This window comes from Sulfitobacter sp. AS92, from assembly GCF_038900015.1.
GTDB lineage: Bacteria > Pseudomonadota > Alphaproteobacteria > Rhodobacterales > Rhodobacteraceae > Sulfitobacter.
Map to the genome: position 1 here is coordinate 267,396 of NZ_JBBMQL010000004.1, position 17,303 is coordinate 284,698.

The window sequence follows — 17,303 nt, forward strand, 5'->3', positions numbered from 1 at the left end:
TCCTATTTACCCTTCGCGCGCCCTAGTTTGTCGGCCTTGACCGCGTCGCGCTCACCCATCGGCTCATCCGGTCCGGTGGTGCTGTCTTTACGGGTCTGGGCCTCCATCTCAGAGTTAAACTCTGCGCCCAAGAGAACGATAAAGGCCGAGATCCAAAGCCACATCAGCAGAATGATCGCCCCGGCCATGCTGCCAAAACTTTCGTTATAGCTGCCGAAGTTGCTAACATAGATCGAGAACCCGACCGACGCGACGATCCAAAGTACGCAGGCGATGACAGAGCCGGGGGTCAGCCATTTCCACTCGGCATTGTCGCGCGCCGGACCGTAGCGGTAAAGGACGGCCAGAGCGAGGACCGTGAGGGCAGCCAAAAGCACCCAGCTGCCGTAGGTCAAAAGAGTTTCGAACCAGTCAGGCAGCGCGAGAAAGCTAACGACGGCAGGTACAGCCAATGTCGCGCCGAGGCCTAGGAGCAGCACGCCAACAAGCATGAGGGTAAGGCCAAGGGTCCAGATCAATTTGGTAACGAAGCCGCGGGTCTCATCCTCGTCGTAGGCGACGTTGAGACCTTCCATCAGACTACCCACACCTTTCGAAGCTGAGTAGAGCGCAAGCCCGACACCAATCAGAAAGGCCCAGCCGAGACCGGTTTCTTCGGACCCTGTCACGGCGATGGCCTGATCCAGGATGATTGTAGCGGCTTCTTCGGGGATAAGCCGGGTAATCGCTTCTAGCTGTTCGGTAACCTGCGCGGGCTCCATCACCAAACCAGCAAGTGCCATAAGCGCGGTAACGGCGGGAAAAATCGCCAAGAGCGCGTAAAACGCCACGCCAGCGGCAACCAATGACACATGGTCGGTCGCGATCTCGTCCTTAACCCGGAATAAAATATCTTTCCATCCGGGGGCCGGTATCTCAATCGGCGTCTCCGCTCCACGTCCGCGCGCCATAGGTGTACCTCTGTCTTTTTAGAATTTATCAAAAAAAGTGCCCGCCCCCAAAGTAGGGGACGGGCTGTGAGTGGATTAGCTTTTCACGTCGCCCAGCTTTTGCTTATCAGCTTCGTCTTTCGCTGCATCGGCCACGCGTTGGCCGCTTTCTTTGGCCTTTTTCACCGCGGCATCCGCGGCGGTTTCTTCGTCGGCTGCGGCATCGGCGTTGGCTTTGGTCTCTTTCAAAACTTTGCCAGCTTCATCTGTCGCGGCCTTGGCCACTTTACCAAGCTTTTCGCGCTCATCCGCGTAGATACGCTCGGCTTCGCTAAAGAGGGCGTCGCTATGTTCGCCCATATAGTTGTCTTCGGTGCGGCTGCGGGGCAGGGCGGCGCCGAAGGCGGCACCAACAGCCAGCGCCAATGCACCAGCGACCAAGGGATGCTCTTCAAACATGTCGGAGGCGCGCTCGCGACCCTGACGGGCATAGCGACCACCAGCGTCCCAAGCGTCTACTGCACGGGCACGGGCCATAACGATCCGCTCACGGGCTTCTGCGCTCATCTGCTCAGTGCCTTCGGACAGGCGATCCCGCAGCGCATGTGCACGCTCATTGGCAGCGCTGGCACCGTCGCGGACGCTGTTCGCGGCACCGCTGGCTGTGCTGCGCACACTGTCGACAGCAGAGCTTGCACCGTAAGATGCGCGATCACGTGCATAGCGCGCGCCGCTCGCAACGGAGGACCCGGCAGAGCGGGCACGATCCGAAACCGAACTTGCAGCACCCTTCACGCCACCAGCGGCAGAGCTTGCAGCACCCGAGACACCACTTGCCGCAGAGCCTGCAGCGCCTTTGACGCTACCAGCGGCAGAGCGGGCACGATCACCCAAGCCCCGACCATCGTCATCATCATCGTGGTGTACGTCGCGGGCCCATGCGGGCACGTTGTCAGTTGCGTTGCGCTCAGAGCCATAGCTGGATGCATAGGCGCTTGCAGGGGCAGAAGAACGGCGGGCGTCGCGCACGGCGGGGCGGTTGTCGGTGTTTGTCACGGGAACCGGCACGGGGTGCGCGCGCTCACGATCAAGACCCTCATAGCCACGGTTGTCGCGGGTGTTGCCGCTGCCAAAGACCAACCATGCAAGGCCAGCGCCAGTCAGGGCCAGAGCCACCGGGTTGCGTTTGGCCGCGTCAGAGACCGAACGGCCCCAGTCGCCACCGTGCTCGCGGAACTGGTCCGAGAACTGGCGCGCGATGCCTTCGACCGAAAAGCGGTCTTGCAGATCGTCCAGCGTATTGGCCAAACCGGCGCGCTCCCGTTCGATTTCGCGTTCAATTTCTTCGGGATCTCTGGAGTCATTTGTCATCGTAAACCTCCTTCATGGTCTGTGCGTCACGCTTGACGTTTTTGGCTGTACGGGTAGGCGCAAGGCTGCTCAGTTTCAGGTCGCTTGTGCCTTTCTGGACCATCACATAAGCAACGATCGCAAGCAGCACGCCGACAATCACAGCGGACCAGCCAGCGGGGATGCCAGCCTCGGTCAGCGCGGCGACGAGGGCGGCACTCAGCACATTCAACGCTGTCAGAGCGACGACGACTGCGCCGACGATCAAACCAATGGCAACGCCTGCGTGCCGCAGATTTTCGTTCACTTCTGCGCGGGCCAAATCGACCTCTTTGCGCATCAGCGAGCTTACGTGTGAGAGCGCTTCAGTCAGCAGGCTCCCGGCAGATTTATTGCTATCGGTGGTCATACCTTATCTCCTGTTACGACTGTAGGCGCGGCAGGTTGGGCGGTTGCACGGCTAGGAACGGTGCTTGCGGCACCAGTCGGCGGCGTGCCGGGCATGGGCCGGTCAATACGGTCGTCATCGTCATACTCAACGCCGGACCCGCCGTATCCACCAGCTGGCCGATCGCTTGAGGCTTTGGCAAAACGGGTAGCCACAAAGCCCAGAAGGGCTGCACCGCCCAGGAAGACCAGTGGATTGCGCTTGGCGAACCCGTTCAGGTCACCCACCACTTCGCCGAGGTCTTTATCGCGCATGGTTTCTGACACATCGGCCAAACCATCGGCGAGTTGGCTAAAGCTACGCTCCTGAGGGGAGCCGCTGCGCAACTCGTCTGCGGCTGTGCGCAGAGCAGAGGCCACGCCTTTAACTTCATCCGCAGCCGTGTCGCGCGCTTGATACGCATAGTTGGTGGCTTCGGTCGAAACAGTGTCGGCCAAGTCACGGGCCTGCGCTTTGGCTGTTTCGGTCGCACTGCTTGCAGCGGCGGCGGCTTTGTCTTTTGCGGCTGTCGCTTGCTGTTTAGCGGTGCTGCTTTGTGTCTGTGTATTCTTGTCTTCGGGCATGGTGACCTCCATTAAAATACGAGATTCAGGATCGCGAGAACGACCACGATCAGGCCGATAAGGTAGAAAATTCCGTGCATGGGTCCCTCCATTCGTCTTCGCCAAATATATCATCTACAGCCCAACGGCTGACGCTGCTGGCGGTTCCCCCCGAAACTCAAAAGAATGCCGGGAACCTCTTGGTCTGCGGCGATTAAATGCACCTAAGGGCATAGCGGGGTGGACAAACGCAAACGGCGCGCCCCGTGGGACGCGCCGCCGTTTAACAAAGATTAAGTCGTTCAGCCGTCGATGCGGCCTGCCATGATCGCGATGGCCTTTTGGTAGACGCCCGCTGCGTTCCACGCCTGAATGACACGGAAATTTGGTTGACCTTCTTGATAACCAGCACCGGGCTGCCAGCCTTTCTGGCGCAGAAAGTTGGCGGTGGAGGCGAGTGCATCGGTTTCGCTGTAAAAGTCCACACGCCCATCCCCATTGCCGTCAACGCCGTAGCTCAGCGCGTTACCGGGCAGAAACTGCGTATGGCCAAGCTCGCCGTGTTTCGCGCCCTTGGTGCTGGGCGTGATGGCGCCTTGATCAACCAATTTCAAAGCGCCAATGGCATGGGGCACGAAAAAGTCGGAACGGCGGCAGTCATAGGCCAGGGTCGTGATGGCCGAGACAACCGCGCTGTCGCCCATGAATCCACCAAAGCCCGTTTCCATGCCATGGATCGCCAGAAGAACGCCGGCAGGGACGCCGTAGCGCTGCTCGAGCGCGTTGTAAAAGCCAGCGTTGCGGGCTTTGCGCTTGCGGCCTTGGGATACAATCGTATCCGCGCCACGCACCTGCATGAACCTGGACAATGAGTATTTAAAGGACTTCTGATTGCGGTCTGCGGCAATGGTTCCGTTGGCATAGCGCGCGCTTGCCAATGCATTCAGGCCGGATTGGCCAACGCCGGCGGCGCGGGCCTCTTGGGCAAAGGCGCCCTTCCATGCATCAAAGCCATTGGCCGTGTTCCCGCACTGCGCGGCCAAGGTAGGAGCTGCCATGAACGTGCAGATGGCCGCGGTGGTGGTGAAAAGTGATTTAATCATGAGTTTGACCCTCTGCGTCTGTGTACGAGGCAAAGGTTAGCCCAATTGGACACCGGTTCAACTGAGTTGATCGATGAGGATGAAAATCTTTTTCCGTTATCTGGGCAACAGCGCGCTGACATGTTCAAGGGCAGCCCCGGCCCATACGCGAAACTGCGGCATGCTTTCCTGTGCGATGCTTGCCCCTGCCACCAGCACACCGATCGCGACCAATACCACCAAACTGTTGCGCCCGCGCTTTGCACCGCGTCGCTTGCTGTGATCTTTCTTGGCGCGGTCTTCGAGCCGTATTAGCCGCTCGTTAAATGTGGTCGTGGAAATCGCCATCGTAACTGCGTCCTCTGCAGGGTTTTGTTAGATATTGGTTAAACGCTGTGGCTGATTTATGGCGAAGATAGGGCGCGCGAGAGGATTAGCCGCCAAGAAGCAGGGTCGCCCCTGCAAAACCCGCAATGCCAGTGGCGGTAAAACCCAACAGCATCAGCAAACCATCATGATAAAGCAGCGCCAGTCCGAAGATTGAGATGGTGACCATCGGCACGGATGTTGCGAAGGGCACGACCTCAAGTGGGAGCACCGCAATGCACAGGCAAAGGATCAAGATGCTGGCCGCTTTTCGGCCCGTGGGGCCGGTAAGGGGGGCAAGTCGGGTGTGCAGCTTTTCGTCGATCCATTCTGAGATGGGCTTTAGCCACTCAACCGATTTCAAAACCTTTTTGGATTTCAGGCTTCGGTTTCGCAGCCAATCAGGGGCCCAAAAATGCTCATAGCCCATGAACATGCGTAGAACGAGAATCGCCACCAAAAGTGCCAGCATGGTAGGAAAACCGGGGATACCGCCGAGCGGGGTCAGCTCCATCAGCGGAAGCACAGCAAGGGCCGCGCCGTATCCACGCTGGTCCAGCGCGTCGATCAGATGACCGACCTTGACGGTATCTGTTCCTTGGGAGGCGTCTTCGAGCTCTTCAACAACATCCGTAAGGGCCGTTGAGTCGTCAGCCATAATACGCACCCCTTATCGCGCTGCACTGCCAAGGTAACGCGGTGGGGCACCCTGTGTTCCACGTTCGTAAATGCAAAAGGGCGCGGTGTGACCCGCGCCCTTTCAAATTCCAGCTAACTGCCCCAGTGGGGCGAAAAAATTAGCAGCTGTAGTACATGCCAAATTCAACCGGGTGCGGGGTCTGTTCGAATTTCAGAACCTCTTCCGTCTTCAGCGCGATATAGCCATCAATCTGGTCGCGGGTGAACACGTCACCGGCCAGCAGGTAGTCCATGTCCTTGGACAACTCGTCCAGCGCTTCGCGCAGCGAACCCGCCACTGTTGGGATGTCTGCCAGCTCTTCTGCGGGCAGGTCATAGAGGTTCTTGTCCATCGCCTCGCCGGGATCGATCTTGTTCTTGATGCCGTCAAGGCCGGCCATCAACAGGGCCGCGAATGCCAGATAGGGGTTCGCCGCCGGATCGGGGAAACGGGCCTCGACGCGCTTGGCTTTGGGGCTTTCAGTCCATGGGATACGGACACAGCCCGAACGGTTACGCGCGGAATAGGCACGCAGAACGGGGGCTTCGAAACCGGGGATCAAACGCTTGTAGCTGTTGGTCGTCGGGTTGGTGAAGGCGTTAAGCGATTTGGCGTGGCTCAAGATGCCGCCGATGAACCACAGCGCTTCTTGGCTGAGGTCGGCGTATTTGTCGCCTGCGAACAGGGGCTTGCCGTCTTTCCAGATCGACATGTTGACGTGCATGCCAGAGCCGTTATCGCCAAAGATTGGCTTGGGCATGAAGGTGGCCGACTTGCCATAGGCGTGGGCCACGTTGTGAACCACGTATTTGTACTTCTGGATTTCGTCAGCTTGCTTGGTCAACTCACCAAAGATCAGACCCAGCTCATGCTGGCAGGACGCAACCTCGTGGTGGTGCTTGTCGACCTTCATACCAAGGCGCTTCATGGTCGACAGCATCTCTGCCCGCAGGTCTTGCGCTTCGTCCACTGGGTTTACAGGGAAGTAGCCGCCCTTAAGGCCCGGGCGGTGGCCCATGTTGCCCATCTCATAGTCGGTGTCGGAGTTCCACGAGCCGTCGGAAGCGTCAACTTCGTAGGATACTTTGTTGATTTTGTTGGAGAACTTCACATCGTCGAAAAGGAAGAACTCGGCCTCAGGGCCAAAGTAAGCGTTGTCACCGATGCCGGAAGACTTGAGGTAGGCTTCGGCCTTTTCGGCGGTGCCACGCGGGTCGCGCTCATAGCTTTCGCCGGTGTCTGGCTCAGCGATCGAGCAGTGCACGCAGATGGTGGTTTCGGCATAGAAGGGGTCGATATAAGCGGTGCTGACATCGGGCATCAGCTTCATATCGGAGGCTTCGATGCTTTTCCAGCCAGCGATGGAGGAGCCGTCGAACATAAAGCCTTCTTCGAGGAAGTCTTCGTCGACCAGATCGCTCACGATGGTAACGTGCTGCAAAGCGCCGCGGGTGTCAGTGAAGCGGATGTCGACATATTCAATGCCTTCATCTTTGATTTTGCTCAGGAATTCCTGGGTATCCATCGAGTAGGTCCTTTTGGTATTTTGTAGTCTAGGCCAAGGGGCCGATTTTAAAGCGCGTCTGAACCGGATTCGCCGGTACGGATGCGGATTGTCTGTTCAACAGGGGAGACGAAAATTTTACCGTCACCGATTTTCTCCGTTTTGGCGGCGTCGACGATGGCTTCGATAGCTGCGTCCACCTGATCGTCATCTAGTACCACTTCAACCTTCACTTTGGGAAGGAAATCTACGACATATTCTGCACCGCGATAGAGTTCGGTGTGGCCTTTTTGACGGCCAAAGCCTTTGACTTCAATGACGCTAAGACCCTGAACGCCCACATCTTGAAGGGCTTCTTTGACTTCGTCGAGTTTGAATGGCTTGATGATGGCTTCGATCTTTTTCATGGTATTCCCCTGACAATTCCCGCGCAATTATGCTCTGGTTTTTGACAGAGCATCCCGCCCGCGTAACGTCCAGCGCCGGGCAGGGGGTTACATGGCGCAGGGGATGCATTTGCCAAGGGGCGATTAGAATTTGCGCAGATTGATTAAAAATTAGGCGGTTGTGAAACGGCCTCGGGCTGTACCTTTGCGCAGCACTTGCTAGATCCCTTTTCATGAGAATTTCAGAGATCACCCGCGAGACCCTTGATGTCACCCTGCTGTGCAAAAAGCCGGGGCATAAATATGAGCACGGCCATGTGCTAGTTTTGTCTGGTGGTCCGGGCAGGACCGGAGCCGCGCGGTTGGCGGCGCGGGGGGCGCTCAGGATCGGCGCAGGGGCGGTGACCATAGGCGTGTCGCCTGCCGCGCAGCTTGAAGTGGCAATGCAAGTCACGGCGATAATGCTGCAGCGCATTACCGATGGTGCGGCGTTGATAGATGCACTGAAAGACAGCCGAATAAACGCGCTTTGCCTCGGGCCCGGATTGGGACTGGGGGCGCGCGCTGCCGAATTGGTAAAGGCCGCCCTTGCCGCGCCCAAGGTGGTATTGGACGCTGATGCGCTAAGCCTATTGGCGCAGGATACAGACCTGCGCGCAGGGCTTCACAGGGGGTGTATCTTAACGCCGCATATGGGGGAATTCGCGCGGCTGGCCCCTGATCTGGCAGATGCCGCTCAGGGTGAGGGGCAGGACGCCAAAGCGCAGGCGACCCGACAGGCAGCCGCGCGTTTTGGCTGCGTGGTTTTGCTGAAAGGGCCGGAAACAATCATCGCCACGCCCGAAGGAGAGGTAAGGCGCCACCGCGCCCCCCATGACCGCGCGACCCCGTGGCTGGCCACCGCCGGAGCAGGTGACGTGTTGGCGGGGTTCATCACAGGGCTTATCGCGCGCGGGGTTGCACCGGTTGAGGCCGCGTCACTGGCCACCTGGTTGCACGCCAAAGCGGCTTTGACCCACGGGCCGGGGCTGATCGCAGAAGACTTACCAGATCTGTTGCCGCAGGTGCTGCGGCAATTAAACGTTTAAGCGGCGTGAAGCACTGCGCCACGGGCACGGGCGGCATCGGCGGTGCCAAGTTCAAGCCCGTCGGCGTAGATAATATGCGGCCCGTCACAGAAAATCTGGATCAACGTTGTTTCTGCTTCACCCAAATCGGTGATGAATTCATCGTCTACCAAGGTTCGCGCCGCGACCAATGCGCGTTCGGCGTTGAAAAGCGCGCGTGCCCGCCAATCCCGAATAAGGACCATTTGATCCCCGGCAAGCTGCACATCACGTTCGGGCCGCGTATGGCCTAATGACCCAGCCGCGAGCGCAATGCGTCGCACTTTCCGGGTAGAGCGCTGAATATGCATGATTTTCGCAAAACCGCTGTCGCGTGTAATGACCCGATCCCCGACAGAGATATACTCAACCGGGATCTCACCATCCAATGTCAAAATAAGGGCGCCCTGCACAAGACCCGTGTCTAGCGCAGCATACGGGGAAAATTGGCCCGCACGGCGATCTTCGCCGCTAACGCACCCGACCGTATTCGGTTTCATGGGCGTCTCTTTCTGTTGTACCTGCCTCAGGTATGTTCGACCATATGCAAACATCTAGTTAATGTCTTGTGTTTTTTGCTCTCGCATATGTCGCACGGGTTTGCTAATCAGCGCGGGCACCGGTTGGTGCAGTGCGGGTGTGGCGGAATTGGTAGACGCACCAGATTTAGGTTCTGGCGCCTATGGCGTGGGGGTTCGAGTCCCTTCACCCGCACCACTTACTCCCCAAATTGTCGAATTCATCATGGCGTCCAGCGGTGAGCCGAGGGTGACTGCATCCTCAGCCCAGCACGGTCAGCCACAGCCAAACTGTCAGGATCGAACTGCCGGTGGCGATCAGCACCGAACTGGCTGCTACACGCCGCGCGCGGCCGTACATATTGGCGAAGATATAGGCGTTGAACCCCGGTGCCATGGCTGCTGTCAGCACACCTGACCGGAAGCCCGCTTCGGGCAGGTTAAGGGCTGTGCCAAAGGTCCAGACCAGCGCAGGATGCACCAGCAAAGCGATGGCGCAGACCATCAAAATAGCCTTCATATCGCCTTCGGGCTTGTACTGAAGCAACACGCCGCCAAGCGCAAAAAGGGCAGCAGGTAATGCGGCGCGGACGATCAGCGAAAGGGCGTCATCGACCACGCCGGGGATCGGCAAACCGCTGAGGTTAACCGCAAAACCCCCGATGATGGCGATGACCAGCGCGTTGCGGAACATCGCGCGGCTAACATTGCGCAGCAGCGACAGGCTCGACTGACCCCGGTTGCGCACAAACTCCATGACCGTGATGCCCAGACCGTAACAGAAGGGCGCATGGAACGATAGAATCGCATAGTTTCCGGCCAGCGCATCAGGGCCATAGGCGCGTTCTGTGATCGGCAGGCCGAGCAAGATTGAGTTGGAGAAGAGGCAGCAGAACCCAATGGCGACACTGTCTTCCCAGTCCCGGCGAAACAGCACCCGCGCGCCGAGGATCCCAAGTGCGAAACAAATCGCCGCACCACCATAGAAACTGCCCAACAGGCGCGGGTCATAGCTGCTGGACAGATCAAGGCGGGCGATCGCTTGAAACAGCAGACAGGGGATGGCGAAGTTCTGGGTGAATTTCATCACCCCGTCGATGCCTGAAACGGGGAAGAGCCCGCGCCAAACGGCCACATATCCAAAGCCAATGACCAGAAATACCGGCAAGATGACGTCTATAAGAGTTTGCACTTAAATGGGCCTTTGAGGGGCTCGCCAAAGCGCTGACCCTGTGGCCCGCGCCCGGCGCTGCCTAGTCAGAATGGGGTAGGGGGAAATGTAAGGTCAGCCCGTCATAGGCAGGTTGGATATGATCCGCCGTCTCAGCGGCGAGGGTATGGTAATCAAGATCGTTATGTAAATTAGTCAGCACCGCCGTTTCAGGCTGAACCCGGTCGATCCACTCCAGCGTCTGCGCCAGATGGCTATGGGTTGGATGTGGGTCGCGGCGCAGCGCGTCGACGATCCAGCAGCGTAGGTTGTCCATCATCGGCCAGCATTCATCGGGAATGGCCGAGACATCGGGCAGATAGACGATATCGTCAAAGCGAAAGCCGAGCGCGTCGATATTGCCATGGGCCACGGTGAAGGGCGTGAATTTCAGCGTGCCGCCGGGGCCATCAATGCTGACCTCTCCGGTAATGTCATGCATGTCGAGGATCGGTGGGTAGCTGGACCATTCAGGCTGCACGAAGGCATAGCCGAACCGCTCAATCAACGCGTCGCGTGTTGGCCCATCGGCCCAAACGGGCAGGCGCGCGCGCATGTTCATTACCACCATGCGCAGATCGTCCAGCCCGTGCACATGGTCCGCGTGGGCATGGGTATAGACGACCGCATCAAGCCGCCCAACGCCCGCATCCAGCAACTGGCTGCGCATATCGGGAGAGGTGTCGATCAGCACCGTCGTGGTGCCGCTTTCGGTCACGCGCTCCACGAGAATCGAGCAGCGGCGGCGGGCGTTTTTGGGTTCATTTGGGTCGCAGGCCCCCCAGTGGCCCCCGATCCGGGGCACGCCACCCGAGGAGCCGCAGCCCAAGATGGTAACGCGCAGTTCAGCCATCAGCGTGTCGGCTCCCACGCTGCGGCTTTGGTGAATAGACGCTCGAAATTCTCCTGCGTGCGGACGGCAAACTCAGGGTAATCGAGACCGAAGGTTTCCGCTGCGCGGCGGGCGGTATGGGCTGTAAAAGCAGGCTCATTCGATTTGCCACGATGCGGCGGCGGGGCGAGGTAGGGGGCGTCTGTTTCCACGAGGATACGGTCCAGCGGAGCGGCGGCAAAGATATCGCGCAGCTCTTGCGACTTGGGAAAGGCGGTGATGCCGGACATCGACAGATAGAACCCCAGATCGAGCGCAGCACGGGCCAGATCAGCCGAGGATGAGAAGCAATGCATCAAGCAAGAGTAGGCGCCCTGCGCGTGTTCTTCGCGCAGGATGCGGGCCATATCGTCATCCGCGTCTCGGGCGTGGATAATTAGCGGCAAGCCGCTTTCGCGGGCCGCCGCGATATGGATGCGCAGGGAGGTCTTTTGCACCTCGGCACTTTCGGCGGTGTAGTGGTAATCAAGGCCCGTCTCGCCGATGCCGACCATCTTGGGGTGACGGGTGAGAGCGAGCAGCTCATCAACCGAAGTCAGCGGCTCTTCGGCTGCGGACATCGGGTGGGTGCCGGCGGCGTAGAACACCGGATCATGCGCCTCGGCAATTGCACGTACGCTCGGCTCATTCTTGAGCCGTGTGCAGATGGTGACCATGCGCGTCACGCCAGCCTCAGACGCGCGGGCGATGACGGCGGGCAGGTCAGCGGCAAGGCTCTCAAAATCGAGGTGGCAGTGGCTGTCGGTGATGGGGGGCGTGTCGGTCATGCTGTCCTTTCGGCTATCTTGGTGCCGTCTGGCCTATTTGCCGCAGGGTATCTAGGACCAGCGCGGCAGGGTCAAGGTTCACCGCCAGCCCGTGGCGGGCGCGCTTAGATATCTGCTGCGCGGCATCGGCCCATGCGCGCCCCTGAGCGGGGCTGGGCGAGAGGCGTTGCAGCACGGCAATTTCATCAGGGCAGGCGGGTTGCGCAGGCGGCGCACCGGTGGCACCAGTGCGGGCCAGACGCACCAATAGCAGGTCGAGCAGGGTAAAGAGCAGGTCAAGCTTGGTCTCGGCTCCGCGTTGCGCGGCAGCTTCGGCCAATTTGATGGCGCGGCCTCGGTCCATCTGAGGGAGGGAGGAGATTAGTCCGACGAGATCGGCATAAGTTCTCACGCCGCCCATCAGCGACAGGCGCAGCGCCCCGCCGACGGAGCCGCCGGAGAGTTCCGCCAATGCTGCAGGATCGCCTTCGACCTCCACGCCGGACCCGGCCAGCGCCTCGGCCATCTGATCCGCGTCCAGGGTGCCGAGCCGCAAGGTGCGGCAGCGCGAACGGATGGTCGGCAGAAGGCTAGAGGGTTGGTGGCTGAGCAGCAGCAAAATGGCGCGCTCCGGCGGCTCTTCGAGCATTTTGAGCAGCGCGTTGGCAGCGTTAGGGTTCATCTCATCGGCGTCGTCGATGATGACCACGCGGCGGCCTCCATCGGCGGCGGACATTTGGAAAAACCCGTTCAGCGCGCGGATGTCGTCCACCACGATTTGCTTGCGCATCCGCTTGGTGTCGGGGTTGATGGTGCGGGTCACGGATTTCAGCCCCGCTTCGGCCCCAGCTGCCACGCGGCGGGCGACGGGGTGTTCGGGGTCAATGTCCAGCGTTTCAGCCGGGGGAAGGTCAAACATGCCGCCATTCGGGTCGGGCGTGGCCAAAAGAAACCGCGCGATACGCCAAGCGAGCGTCGCCTTTCCCACACCGCGCGGGCCGGTCAGCATCCACGCATGGTGCAGTTTGCCGCTGTTGAACGCGTCAAGAAATGCCGCCTCCGCTGCGCCTTGGCCGATCAATTTCGGCGTGTCGCGCGGGTGGCGGGCACCTTCCACGCGGTCTGGTTGGGGGGCGTCATCTGTCATGGCATCGGTCTAGCATGTTTCGCCGCAGAGGGAAGCGGGCAGGGCGGTTGGATCAGCCCAATCGCGCGGCAACGGTTGCGGTCACATCGCGCGCCACGCTGTCGATCCCGCGGCCGCCATCGATCACGTGAAAACGGGCGCTGAATTCTTTGGCAAGATTTAAAAAACCGGCGCGCATTTTCGCCTGCAGCTCGACCCCGAAATCCTCGAAACGCTCCTCGGCTGTCTGTCGCGACAGGGCGCGTTCGAGACCATTCGCCGGGTCCATATCGATCAGAATGGTCAGGTCAGGCTCTACCCCGATCATCAGGGCGTGCAGATCATCGACCATCTGTCGCAGATCCCCACGCGACAGGCCTTGGTACATCCGGGTGCTGTCGGCAAAACGGTCGCATATCACGATCTTGCCAGCGTCAAGCGCCGGGCGAATGGTCCGTTCCAGATGATCACGCCGTGCGGCGGTGAAGAGCAGGATTTCCGTCTGTGCCGACCAGCGATCCGGATCACCTTGCAACACAAGCGCGCGTATTTCCTCGGCCCCGGGGCTGCCGCCCGGCTCGCGGGTCAAGACCACGTCATGCCCCTGTGCTCTGAGGTGGTCGGCCAAAAGCCGCGCCTGAGTGGATTTGCCGGAGCCGTCGATGCCTTCGAACGTAACAAACAGGCCCGATCTGCGGGCCTTTTCTGCCTGCGTCACGAAGCTTCTGCTTCTACCGCAGGTACCGCCTGCGGACCCGCGTTGAGGCGGTTCATTAGGTGCTGCGCCGCGGCAGTCATCTTTACCATGAACCCGCCCGGCGCGATGGAGGCAGAGGCCACCAGCGGCACGCGCAGGGCAGGCAGTTCGCCGCGGTCCACCACCAACTCACCCAATTCATCGCCCTTGGTAATTGGCGCTTGGAAGGGGCCCGTATAGATCACTTCAGCAGCGATCTCATCACCACCAGTAACAGGCACCAGCATTGACAGATCGTCCTTGAGCTCCAGCCCTACGGATTGTGTCGTGCCCAGTGCCACAGGGGCATTGGCGATCTGCTTGCCTGCTTGGCCCAAATCGCGCTGAGTGAACTGACGGAAAGCCCAATTGACCACGGATTCAGCCTCTTGAGCGCGGGCGGCAGCGCTGTCGAGACCCGACAGTACAAAAATCACGCGGCGATCACCTTGTTTGGCAGACCCAACAAGTCCATAGCCCGCTTCGTTTGTGTGACCTGTTTTTAGCCCATCCGCGCCGATGCCAAGGCCCAGCAAAGGGTTGCGGTTTGATTTGTTCTGCGGCGCGCGGCCATCAAACGCGAACTCACGTTCGGCAAAGAGCGGGTAGAATTGCGGATAGTCAGAAATGATCCGGTTCGCCAGCAACCCAAGGTCACGGACCGACATCAAATGCCCTGCCTGCGGCCAACCGTTGGAATTGGCGAAGGTAGAATTGGTCATCCCCATCTGCTGCGCGCGCTGCGTCATCAACCGGGCGAAACCGTATTCCGTGCCATCGGGGCTGAGTGCCTCAGCGATCACGGCGCTGGCGTCGTTGCCAGATAGGACGATGACGCCGCGGATAAGATCTTCGACGGAAACGCGGTCGGTGGTATCCAGAAACATGGTCGAGCCGCCATAGGACATGGCGTGTTCTGACACGGGCAATTCCTCAACCAGATCAAGCCCGCCGTTTTGCTTGCCGCGCTCGACGGCCTCAAACGCCATATAAAGCGTCATCAGCTTGGACATCGACGCAGGCGGCAGCGGCTCGTCCGCGTTCTTGGCCAGCAATACGGTGCCGGTCGTCTGGTCCAGCACATAGGCGGCGGTGGCGCGGGTGTCGAAGGCGGCGGCAGGCTGGAGCGTTAACACCAGTGCCACGGCGGCGGCAAAAAGACGGATCATAGGAAGCATTTCCTCCGGTTTGTCAGTTCGACACGGCGTAGGCGTCGGTAAAGCCCTCAGCTTTGACCTTCTTGAGAAGGCTGTCGAGTTCGGATTGGCTTGTGGCGGGGCCGATCACCACGCGCCAGAAGGGTTTATTGTTGATAGAGCTTTCTTTGACAGTGGGCACCATACCCGCGCCACGCATCTGTTTGGCGGTGCGGGTGGCGTTGGCTTCTACGCTAAAGATGCCAAGCTGCACGTAGGGTTTCGATAGCTTGGCGCTGGACGCAGGGCGGGCCGGTTTCGGTGCTGCAGCCTCAGATGGAGTAGCGACCGGGGTGGTATTGGTCGCAAGCTCGGCTGACGCACCCGCCGAGGCTGTCGCGGCAGGCTCCAACGCCGTGGCTGTCACAGGCGCCGGGGCGGCGATGGCACTCGAAGCATCACCTGTATTTTCCGCCTCAAAACTCTCTTCGGGCGCATCACTTTCTTCGCGGCGCAGCGCGGTCACATTCAGCGGCGCCGGAGCGCCCGCCAAAATGCCAAGCGCTGCCGCTGCATCAGAAGAGATTTGCAGCTTCGGCCCGGGCAGTTCCCGCTCACGCCGGAACAACGCGCCGATCACGAATTTACCGTTGGCCTCGTTGCGCACGATCACGCGCTCAGGCTCGGTCACGTCCGGATGCGCCACCCAGACCCCGCCGAGCGAAGGCCGCCCGTCCCAGAGCCCTTCGTCGGTGGCAGAGAATACTTCAGGCGCTTCCACGTCGCGTTCAACCAGCTTGGTCGATGTGCTACGCGGGGCGCTGGCGCCGTCTTTTGCGCCGAAGGGCAAGCTGAAATCGCCGCCCTCACAGCCTGCCAGCAAACCGAGTGCGAGAATGCTTACACCCAAGCCCGCTGCGCGGCGTTTCTTAGTGCGCAGCGGTTGATTGTCCCTGCTCATGCCTTTGATGTCCTTGCCTGCTGTCGTCGCGCGCCGCGACCAATGTCCCGCGAGAATGTCGCGCCGTTGGATCGGCACGCCCTGCGCCCCTTTGAGAGGGGCTTTGGTGCACAGTAACCCGCCCAAGCGGCTGTGAAAAGACCGCCGACAGTAGATCGGCGAATTTCCCCAAGGTTGTGATTAAGGTTAGTGGGCTAAATTGTGCATTTGCCGAATCAATCCGAGCGCTCTAGGAGGAGCGTGCTGCGGAGGAGTGGCAGAGTGGTCGAATGCACCGGTCTTGAAAACCGGCGTGCGTGAGAGCGTACCGTGGGTTCGAATCCCACCTCCTCCGCCAGCTTGATACATCATTAATTTCAGGCACTTAAGCTGCGTGGTGGTGGTCATATTAGACCCCTTATTGGGCCCGGCTGCAGACTGGTCACAAGACCACGGTTGAGGAAGTTTTGTGGTTCCGGAGCATCTCTCAAGTAAGGGGGTAGTAATTTTCGAGGCTTGTCAGTTTCGGACGCTGAATCTCAAGGCGCTATCGCGTTTTCCAAATGTGCAGCACCTCGCGCGTGGCCCAATCCATGATCGCCACTAGATATAAGAAGCCACGTCGCACGGGGATGTACGTAATGTCACTGCACCAAACATGATTGGGTCGCGTGATCGGCAGCTTTCTCAGTAGGTAGGGGTAAATGCGATGCTGTGGGTGCTTCTTGCTGGTATTAGGGCCTTTGTAGATGGCCTGTAGCCCCATGATGCCCATCAGTCGACGCACACGATGACGGCCAGCGTGGAACCCGTTTCTGGGCAGGTAGGCTGCAATCTGGCGGCTGCCGAAGAACGGGTATTTAGTGAACACCCGATCAATCTCATTCATTAGTTCCAGTGTCTCAGCATTCACACCAACCGGCGTATAATACAGCGACGACCGGCTAATCTTCAGTAACTTGCACTGCTTCGTCAAGCTCAGGTCTGTGCAGTCTGCGTTGATCAGCGCCTTGCGATCGGTCGGGCTCATCACTTCAGCCCTTGTGACAAAAAATCATTTTCGACCGCCAGCTTTCCGATCTTGGCGTGAAGCTCTTTGACCTCAGCTTCGTTATCTTCGGCCCGCCGGACCTTATCGGAAAATACCCCGGTCAGCCCATCAATGGCCTGTCGCTTCCACGCAGTCACCTGCGTTGGATGAACCTTGTGCTTCGCTGCAATCTTTTGCGCGGTTTTGTCACCACGGAGCGCCTCGAGCGCCACAGTAGCTTTGAACTTGTCAGAAAAACTGCGTCTCTTCGTCATTTGTGTATCCTGTCTTCAAGGTTGGATACACCTTAGCACGCTGTCTGAATTTGCCGGACCACTTCAGTAACACAATGCAAGACCAGACCGATTATGTCGATGGTGTGCTGTCAACGATGCAGCGAGCGCAGGCAGTAGACTGTTGCGGCATCCGCCGCAGCGTTTCCCTTGCCGCACAGTGCCGGCTCGGTTTGAGGGGTGTCCGACATAGGCACGCTGGCGCATTTTCTTGGAATACAACGAGGGGTGCCGTAGAGTGAAACCTACGCTTGTTCAGAACTTCTCTGGAAGGATAGAGTATC

At 59.4% G+C, this 17,303-nt stretch carries 20 protein-coding genes and 2 tRNA genes; 3 read left to right on the forward strand and 19 right to left on the reverse strand.

Annotated elements, in window-relative coordinates; genetic code table 11:
- Positions 1-2 precede the first annotated feature (2 nt).
- The 9 genes from WNY61_RS10310 to WNY61_RS10350 form a co-directional block, all read right to left on the reverse strand.
- A complete protein-coding gene (locus WNY61_RS10310; RefSeq protein ID WP_342851359.1) occupies positions 3-950 on the reverse strand; it encodes a YihY/virulence factor BrkB family protein in 948 nt (315 codons plus the stop codon).
- Positions 951-1,025: 75 nt separating this feature from the next.
- On the reverse strand, positions 1,026-2,300 hold the full coding sequence (locus tag WNY61_RS10315) for a DUF3618 domain-containing protein (RefSeq protein ID WP_342851360.1): 1,275 nt from the start codon (positions 2,298-2,300) through the stop codon (positions 1,026-1,028).
- Positions 2,290-2,688 carry a phage holin family protein gene (locus tag WNY61_RS10320; protein WP_342851361.1) on the reverse strand — a complete coding sequence of 133 codons (399 nt, stop codon included), beginning with the start codon at positions 2,686-2,688 and terminating at the stop codon, positions 2,290-2,292. Before WNY61_RS10320 ends, WNY61_RS10315 begins: the two co-directional genes overlap by 11 nt.
- On the reverse strand, positions 2,685-3,290 hold the full coding sequence (locus WNY61_RS10325; protein ID WP_342851362.1) for a hypothetical protein: 606 nt from the start codon (positions 3,288-3,290) through the stop codon (positions 2,685-2,687). Before WNY61_RS10325 ends, WNY61_RS10320 begins: the two co-directional genes overlap by 4 nt.
- A gap of 281 nt (positions 3,291-3,571) precedes the next feature.
- Complete coding sequence (locus tag WNY61_RS10330) at positions 3,572-4,327, reverse strand: lytic murein transglycosylase (RefSeq protein WP_342851430.1); 756 nt, start codon at positions 4,325-4,327, stop codon at positions 3,572-3,574.
- A gap of 141 nt (positions 4,328-4,468) precedes the next feature.
- Complete coding sequence (locus WNY61_RS10335) at positions 4,469-4,699, reverse strand: hypothetical protein (protein ID WP_342851363.1); 231 nt, start codon at positions 4,697-4,699, stop codon at positions 4,469-4,471.
- Between the two features lie 85 nt (positions 4,700-4,784).
- Positions 4,785-5,375, reverse strand: a complete 591-nt coding sequence (locus WNY61_RS10340) for an exopolysaccharide biosynthesis protein (protein ID WP_342851364.1) — start codon at positions 5,373-5,375, stop codon at positions 4,785-4,787.
- 139 nt (positions 5,376-5,514) lie between these two features.
- Positions 5,515-6,921, reverse strand: a complete 1,407-nt coding sequence (glnA, locus tag WNY61_RS10345) for a type I glutamate--ammonia ligase (RefSeq protein ID WP_342851365.1) — start codon at positions 6,919-6,921, stop codon at positions 5,515-5,517.
- A 47-nt stretch (positions 6,922-6,968) separates the two neighbouring features.
- Positions 6,969-7,307: a P-II family nitrogen regulator gene (locus WNY61_RS10350; protein ID WP_067266338.1), complete on the reverse strand. Its 339-nt coding sequence runs from the start codon at positions 7,305-7,307 to the stop codon at positions 6,969-6,971.
- 212 nt (positions 7,308-7,519) lie between these two features.
- On the opposite strand from WNY61_RS10350, the gene WNY61_RS10355 reads away from it, so the two are divergent.
- Complete coding sequence (locus tag WNY61_RS10355) at positions 7,520-8,374, forward strand: NAD(P)H-hydrate dehydratase (protein ID WP_342851366.1); 855 nt, start codon at positions 7,520-7,522, stop codon at positions 8,372-8,374.
- On the opposite strand, the gene WNY61_RS10360 is transcribed toward WNY61_RS10355, so the two are convergent.
- Positions 8,371-8,892, reverse strand: coding sequence for a Hint domain-containing protein (locus tag WNY61_RS10360; protein WP_342851367.1), 522 nt, complete (start codon positions 8,890-8,892; stop codon positions 8,371-8,373). The genes WNY61_RS10355 and WNY61_RS10360 overlap by 4 nt on opposite strands.
- Before the next feature lie 133 nt (positions 8,893-9,025).
- On the opposite strand from WNY61_RS10360, the gene WNY61_RS10365 reads away from it, so the two are divergent.
- A tRNA-Leu gene (locus WNY61_RS10365) sits at positions 9,026-9,109 on the forward strand.
- 63 nt (positions 9,110-9,172) lie between these two features.
- Here WNY61_RS10365 and WNY61_RS10370 read toward each other — a convergent pair.
- The 7 genes from WNY61_RS10370 to WNY61_RS10400 all read right to left on the reverse strand — a co-directional run bounded on the left by WNY61_RS10370 (position 9,173) and on the right by WNY61_RS10400 (position 15,717).
- Positions 9,173-10,102, reverse strand: a complete 930-nt coding sequence (locus WNY61_RS10370; RefSeq protein ID WP_342851368.1) for an AEC family transporter — start codon at positions 10,100-10,102, stop codon at positions 9,173-9,175.
- Between the two features lie 61 nt (positions 10,103-10,163).
- Positions 10,164-10,973 carry an MBL fold metallo-hydrolase gene (locus WNY61_RS10375; RefSeq protein WP_342851369.1) on the reverse strand — a complete coding sequence of 270 codons (810 nt, stop codon included), beginning with the start codon at positions 10,971-10,973 and terminating at the stop codon, positions 10,164-10,166.
- Positions 10,973-11,779: a TatD family hydrolase gene (locus WNY61_RS10380; RefSeq protein WP_342851370.1), complete on the reverse strand. Its 807-nt coding sequence runs from the start codon at positions 11,777-11,779 to the stop codon at positions 10,973-10,975. The genes WNY61_RS10375 and WNY61_RS10380 overlap by 1 nt, the downstream gene beginning before the upstream one ends.
- Positions 11,780-11,792: 13 nt before the next feature.
- Positions 11,793-12,905 carry a DNA polymerase III subunit delta' gene (locus WNY61_RS10385; protein ID WP_342851371.1) on the reverse strand — a complete coding sequence of 371 codons (1,113 nt, stop codon included), beginning with the start codon at positions 12,903-12,905 and terminating at the stop codon, positions 11,793-11,795.
- Positions 12,906-12,957: 52 nt separating this feature from the next.
- Positions 12,958-13,602, reverse strand: coding sequence for a dTMP kinase (gene tmk / locus WNY61_RS10390; RefSeq protein WP_342851372.1), 645 nt, complete (start codon positions 13,600-13,602; stop codon positions 12,958-12,960).
- Positions 13,599-14,789 (reverse strand): D-alanyl-D-alanine carboxypeptidase family protein, encoded by a 1,191-nt coding sequence (locus WNY61_RS10395; protein ID WP_342851373.1) that lies wholly within the window; start codon positions 14,787-14,789, stop codon positions 13,599-13,601. Before WNY61_RS10395 ends, tmk begins: the two co-directional genes overlap by 4 nt.
- A 22-nt stretch (positions 14,790-14,811) precedes the next feature.
- Positions 14,812-15,717, reverse strand: coding sequence for an SPOR domain-containing protein (locus tag WNY61_RS10400; RefSeq protein WP_342851374.1), 906 nt, complete (start codon positions 15,715-15,717; stop codon positions 14,812-14,814).
- A 247-nt stretch (positions 15,718-15,964) separates the two neighbouring features.
- Between WNY61_RS10400 and WNY61_RS10405 the strand changes: the two genes are divergently transcribed.
- A tRNA-Ser gene (locus tag WNY61_RS10405) sits at positions 15,965-16,054 on the forward strand.
- A gap of 189 nt (positions 16,055-16,243) precedes the next feature.
- Here WNY61_RS10405 and WNY61_RS10410 read toward each other — a convergent pair.
- Together WNY61_RS10410 and WNY61_RS10415 are read right to left on the reverse strand one after the other, a co-directional pair.
- Entirely contained in the window at positions 16,244-16,726 is a 483-nt protein-coding gene (locus WNY61_RS10410) for an IS3 family transposase (RefSeq protein WP_342851375.1), read from the reverse strand.
- On the reverse strand, positions 16,726-17,001 hold the full coding sequence (locus tag WNY61_RS10415; protein ID WP_342851376.1) for a transposase: 276 nt from the start codon (positions 16,999-17,001) through the stop codon (positions 16,726-16,728). The genes WNY61_RS10410 and WNY61_RS10415 overlap by 1 nt, the downstream gene beginning before the upstream one ends.
- Between the last annotated feature and the right edge of the window lie 302 nt (positions 17,002-17,303).

Coding starts and splice junctions, on each gene's coding strand:
- WNY61_RS10310 (WP_342851359.1), bottom strand. CDS start 950: ATGGCGCGCGGACGTGGAGCGGAGACGCCGATTGAGATACCGGCCCCC.
- WNY61_RS10315 (WP_342851360.1), bottom strand. CDS start 2,300: ATGACAAATGACTCCAGAGATCCCGAAGAAATTGAACGCGAAATCGAA.
- WNY61_RS10320 (WP_342851361.1), bottom strand. CDS start 2,688: ATGACCACCGATAGCAATAAATCTGCCGGGAGCCTGCTGACTGAAGCG.
- WNY61_RS10325 (WP_342851362.1), bottom strand. CDS start 3,290: ATGCCCGAAGACAAGAATACACAGACACAAAGCAGCACCGCTAAACAG.
- WNY61_RS10330 (WP_342851430.1), bottom strand. CDS start 4,327: ATGGCAGCTCCTACCTTGGCCGCGCAGTGCGGGAACACGGCCAATGGC.
- WNY61_RS10335 (WP_342851363.1), bottom strand. CDS start 4,699: ATGGCGATTTCCACGACCACATTTAACGAGCGGCTAATACGGCTCGAA.
- WNY61_RS10340 (WP_342851364.1), bottom strand. CDS start 5,375: ATGGCTGACGACTCAACGGCCCTTACGGATGTTGTTGAAGAGCTCGAA.
- glnA (WP_342851365.1), bottom strand. CDS start 6,921: ATGGATACCCAGGAATTCCTGAGCAAAATCAAAGATGAAGGCATTGAA.
- WNY61_RS10350 (WP_067266338.1), bottom strand. CDS start 7,307: ATGAAAAAGATCGAAGCCATCATCAAGCCATTCAAACTCGACGAAGTC.
- WNY61_RS10355 (WP_342851366.1), top strand. CDS start 7,520: ATGAGAATTTCAGAGATCACCCGCGAGACCCTTGATGTCACCCTGCTG.
- WNY61_RS10360 (WP_342851367.1), bottom strand. CDS start 8,892: ATGAAACCGAATACGGTCGGGTGCGTTAGCGGCGAAGATCGCCGTGCG.
- WNY61_RS10375 (WP_342851369.1), bottom strand. CDS start 10,973: ATGGCTGAACTGCGCGTTACCATCTTGGGCTGCGGCTCCTCGGGTGGC.
- WNY61_RS10380 (WP_342851370.1), bottom strand. CDS start 11,779: ATGACCGACACGCCCCCCATCACCGACAGCCACTGCCACCTCGATTTT.
- WNY61_RS10385 (WP_342851371.1), bottom strand. CDS start 12,905: ATGACAGATGACGCCCCCCAACCAGACCGCGTGGAAGGTGCCCGCCAC.
- WNY61_RS10395 (WP_342851373.1), bottom strand. CDS start 14,789: ATGATCCGTCTTTTTGCCGCCGCCGTGGCACTGGTGTTAACGCTCCAG.
- WNY61_RS10400 (WP_342851374.1), bottom strand. CDS start 15,717: ATGAGCAGGGACAATCAACCGCTGCGCACTAAGAAACGCCGCGCAGCG.
- WNY61_RS10410 (WP_342851375.1), bottom strand. CDS start 16,726: ATGAGCCCGACCGATCGCAAGGCGCTGATCAACGCAGACTGCACAGAC.
- WNY61_RS10415 (WP_342851376.1), bottom strand. CDS start 17,001: ATGACGAAGAGACGCAGTTTTTCTGACAAGTTCAAAGCTACTGTGGCG.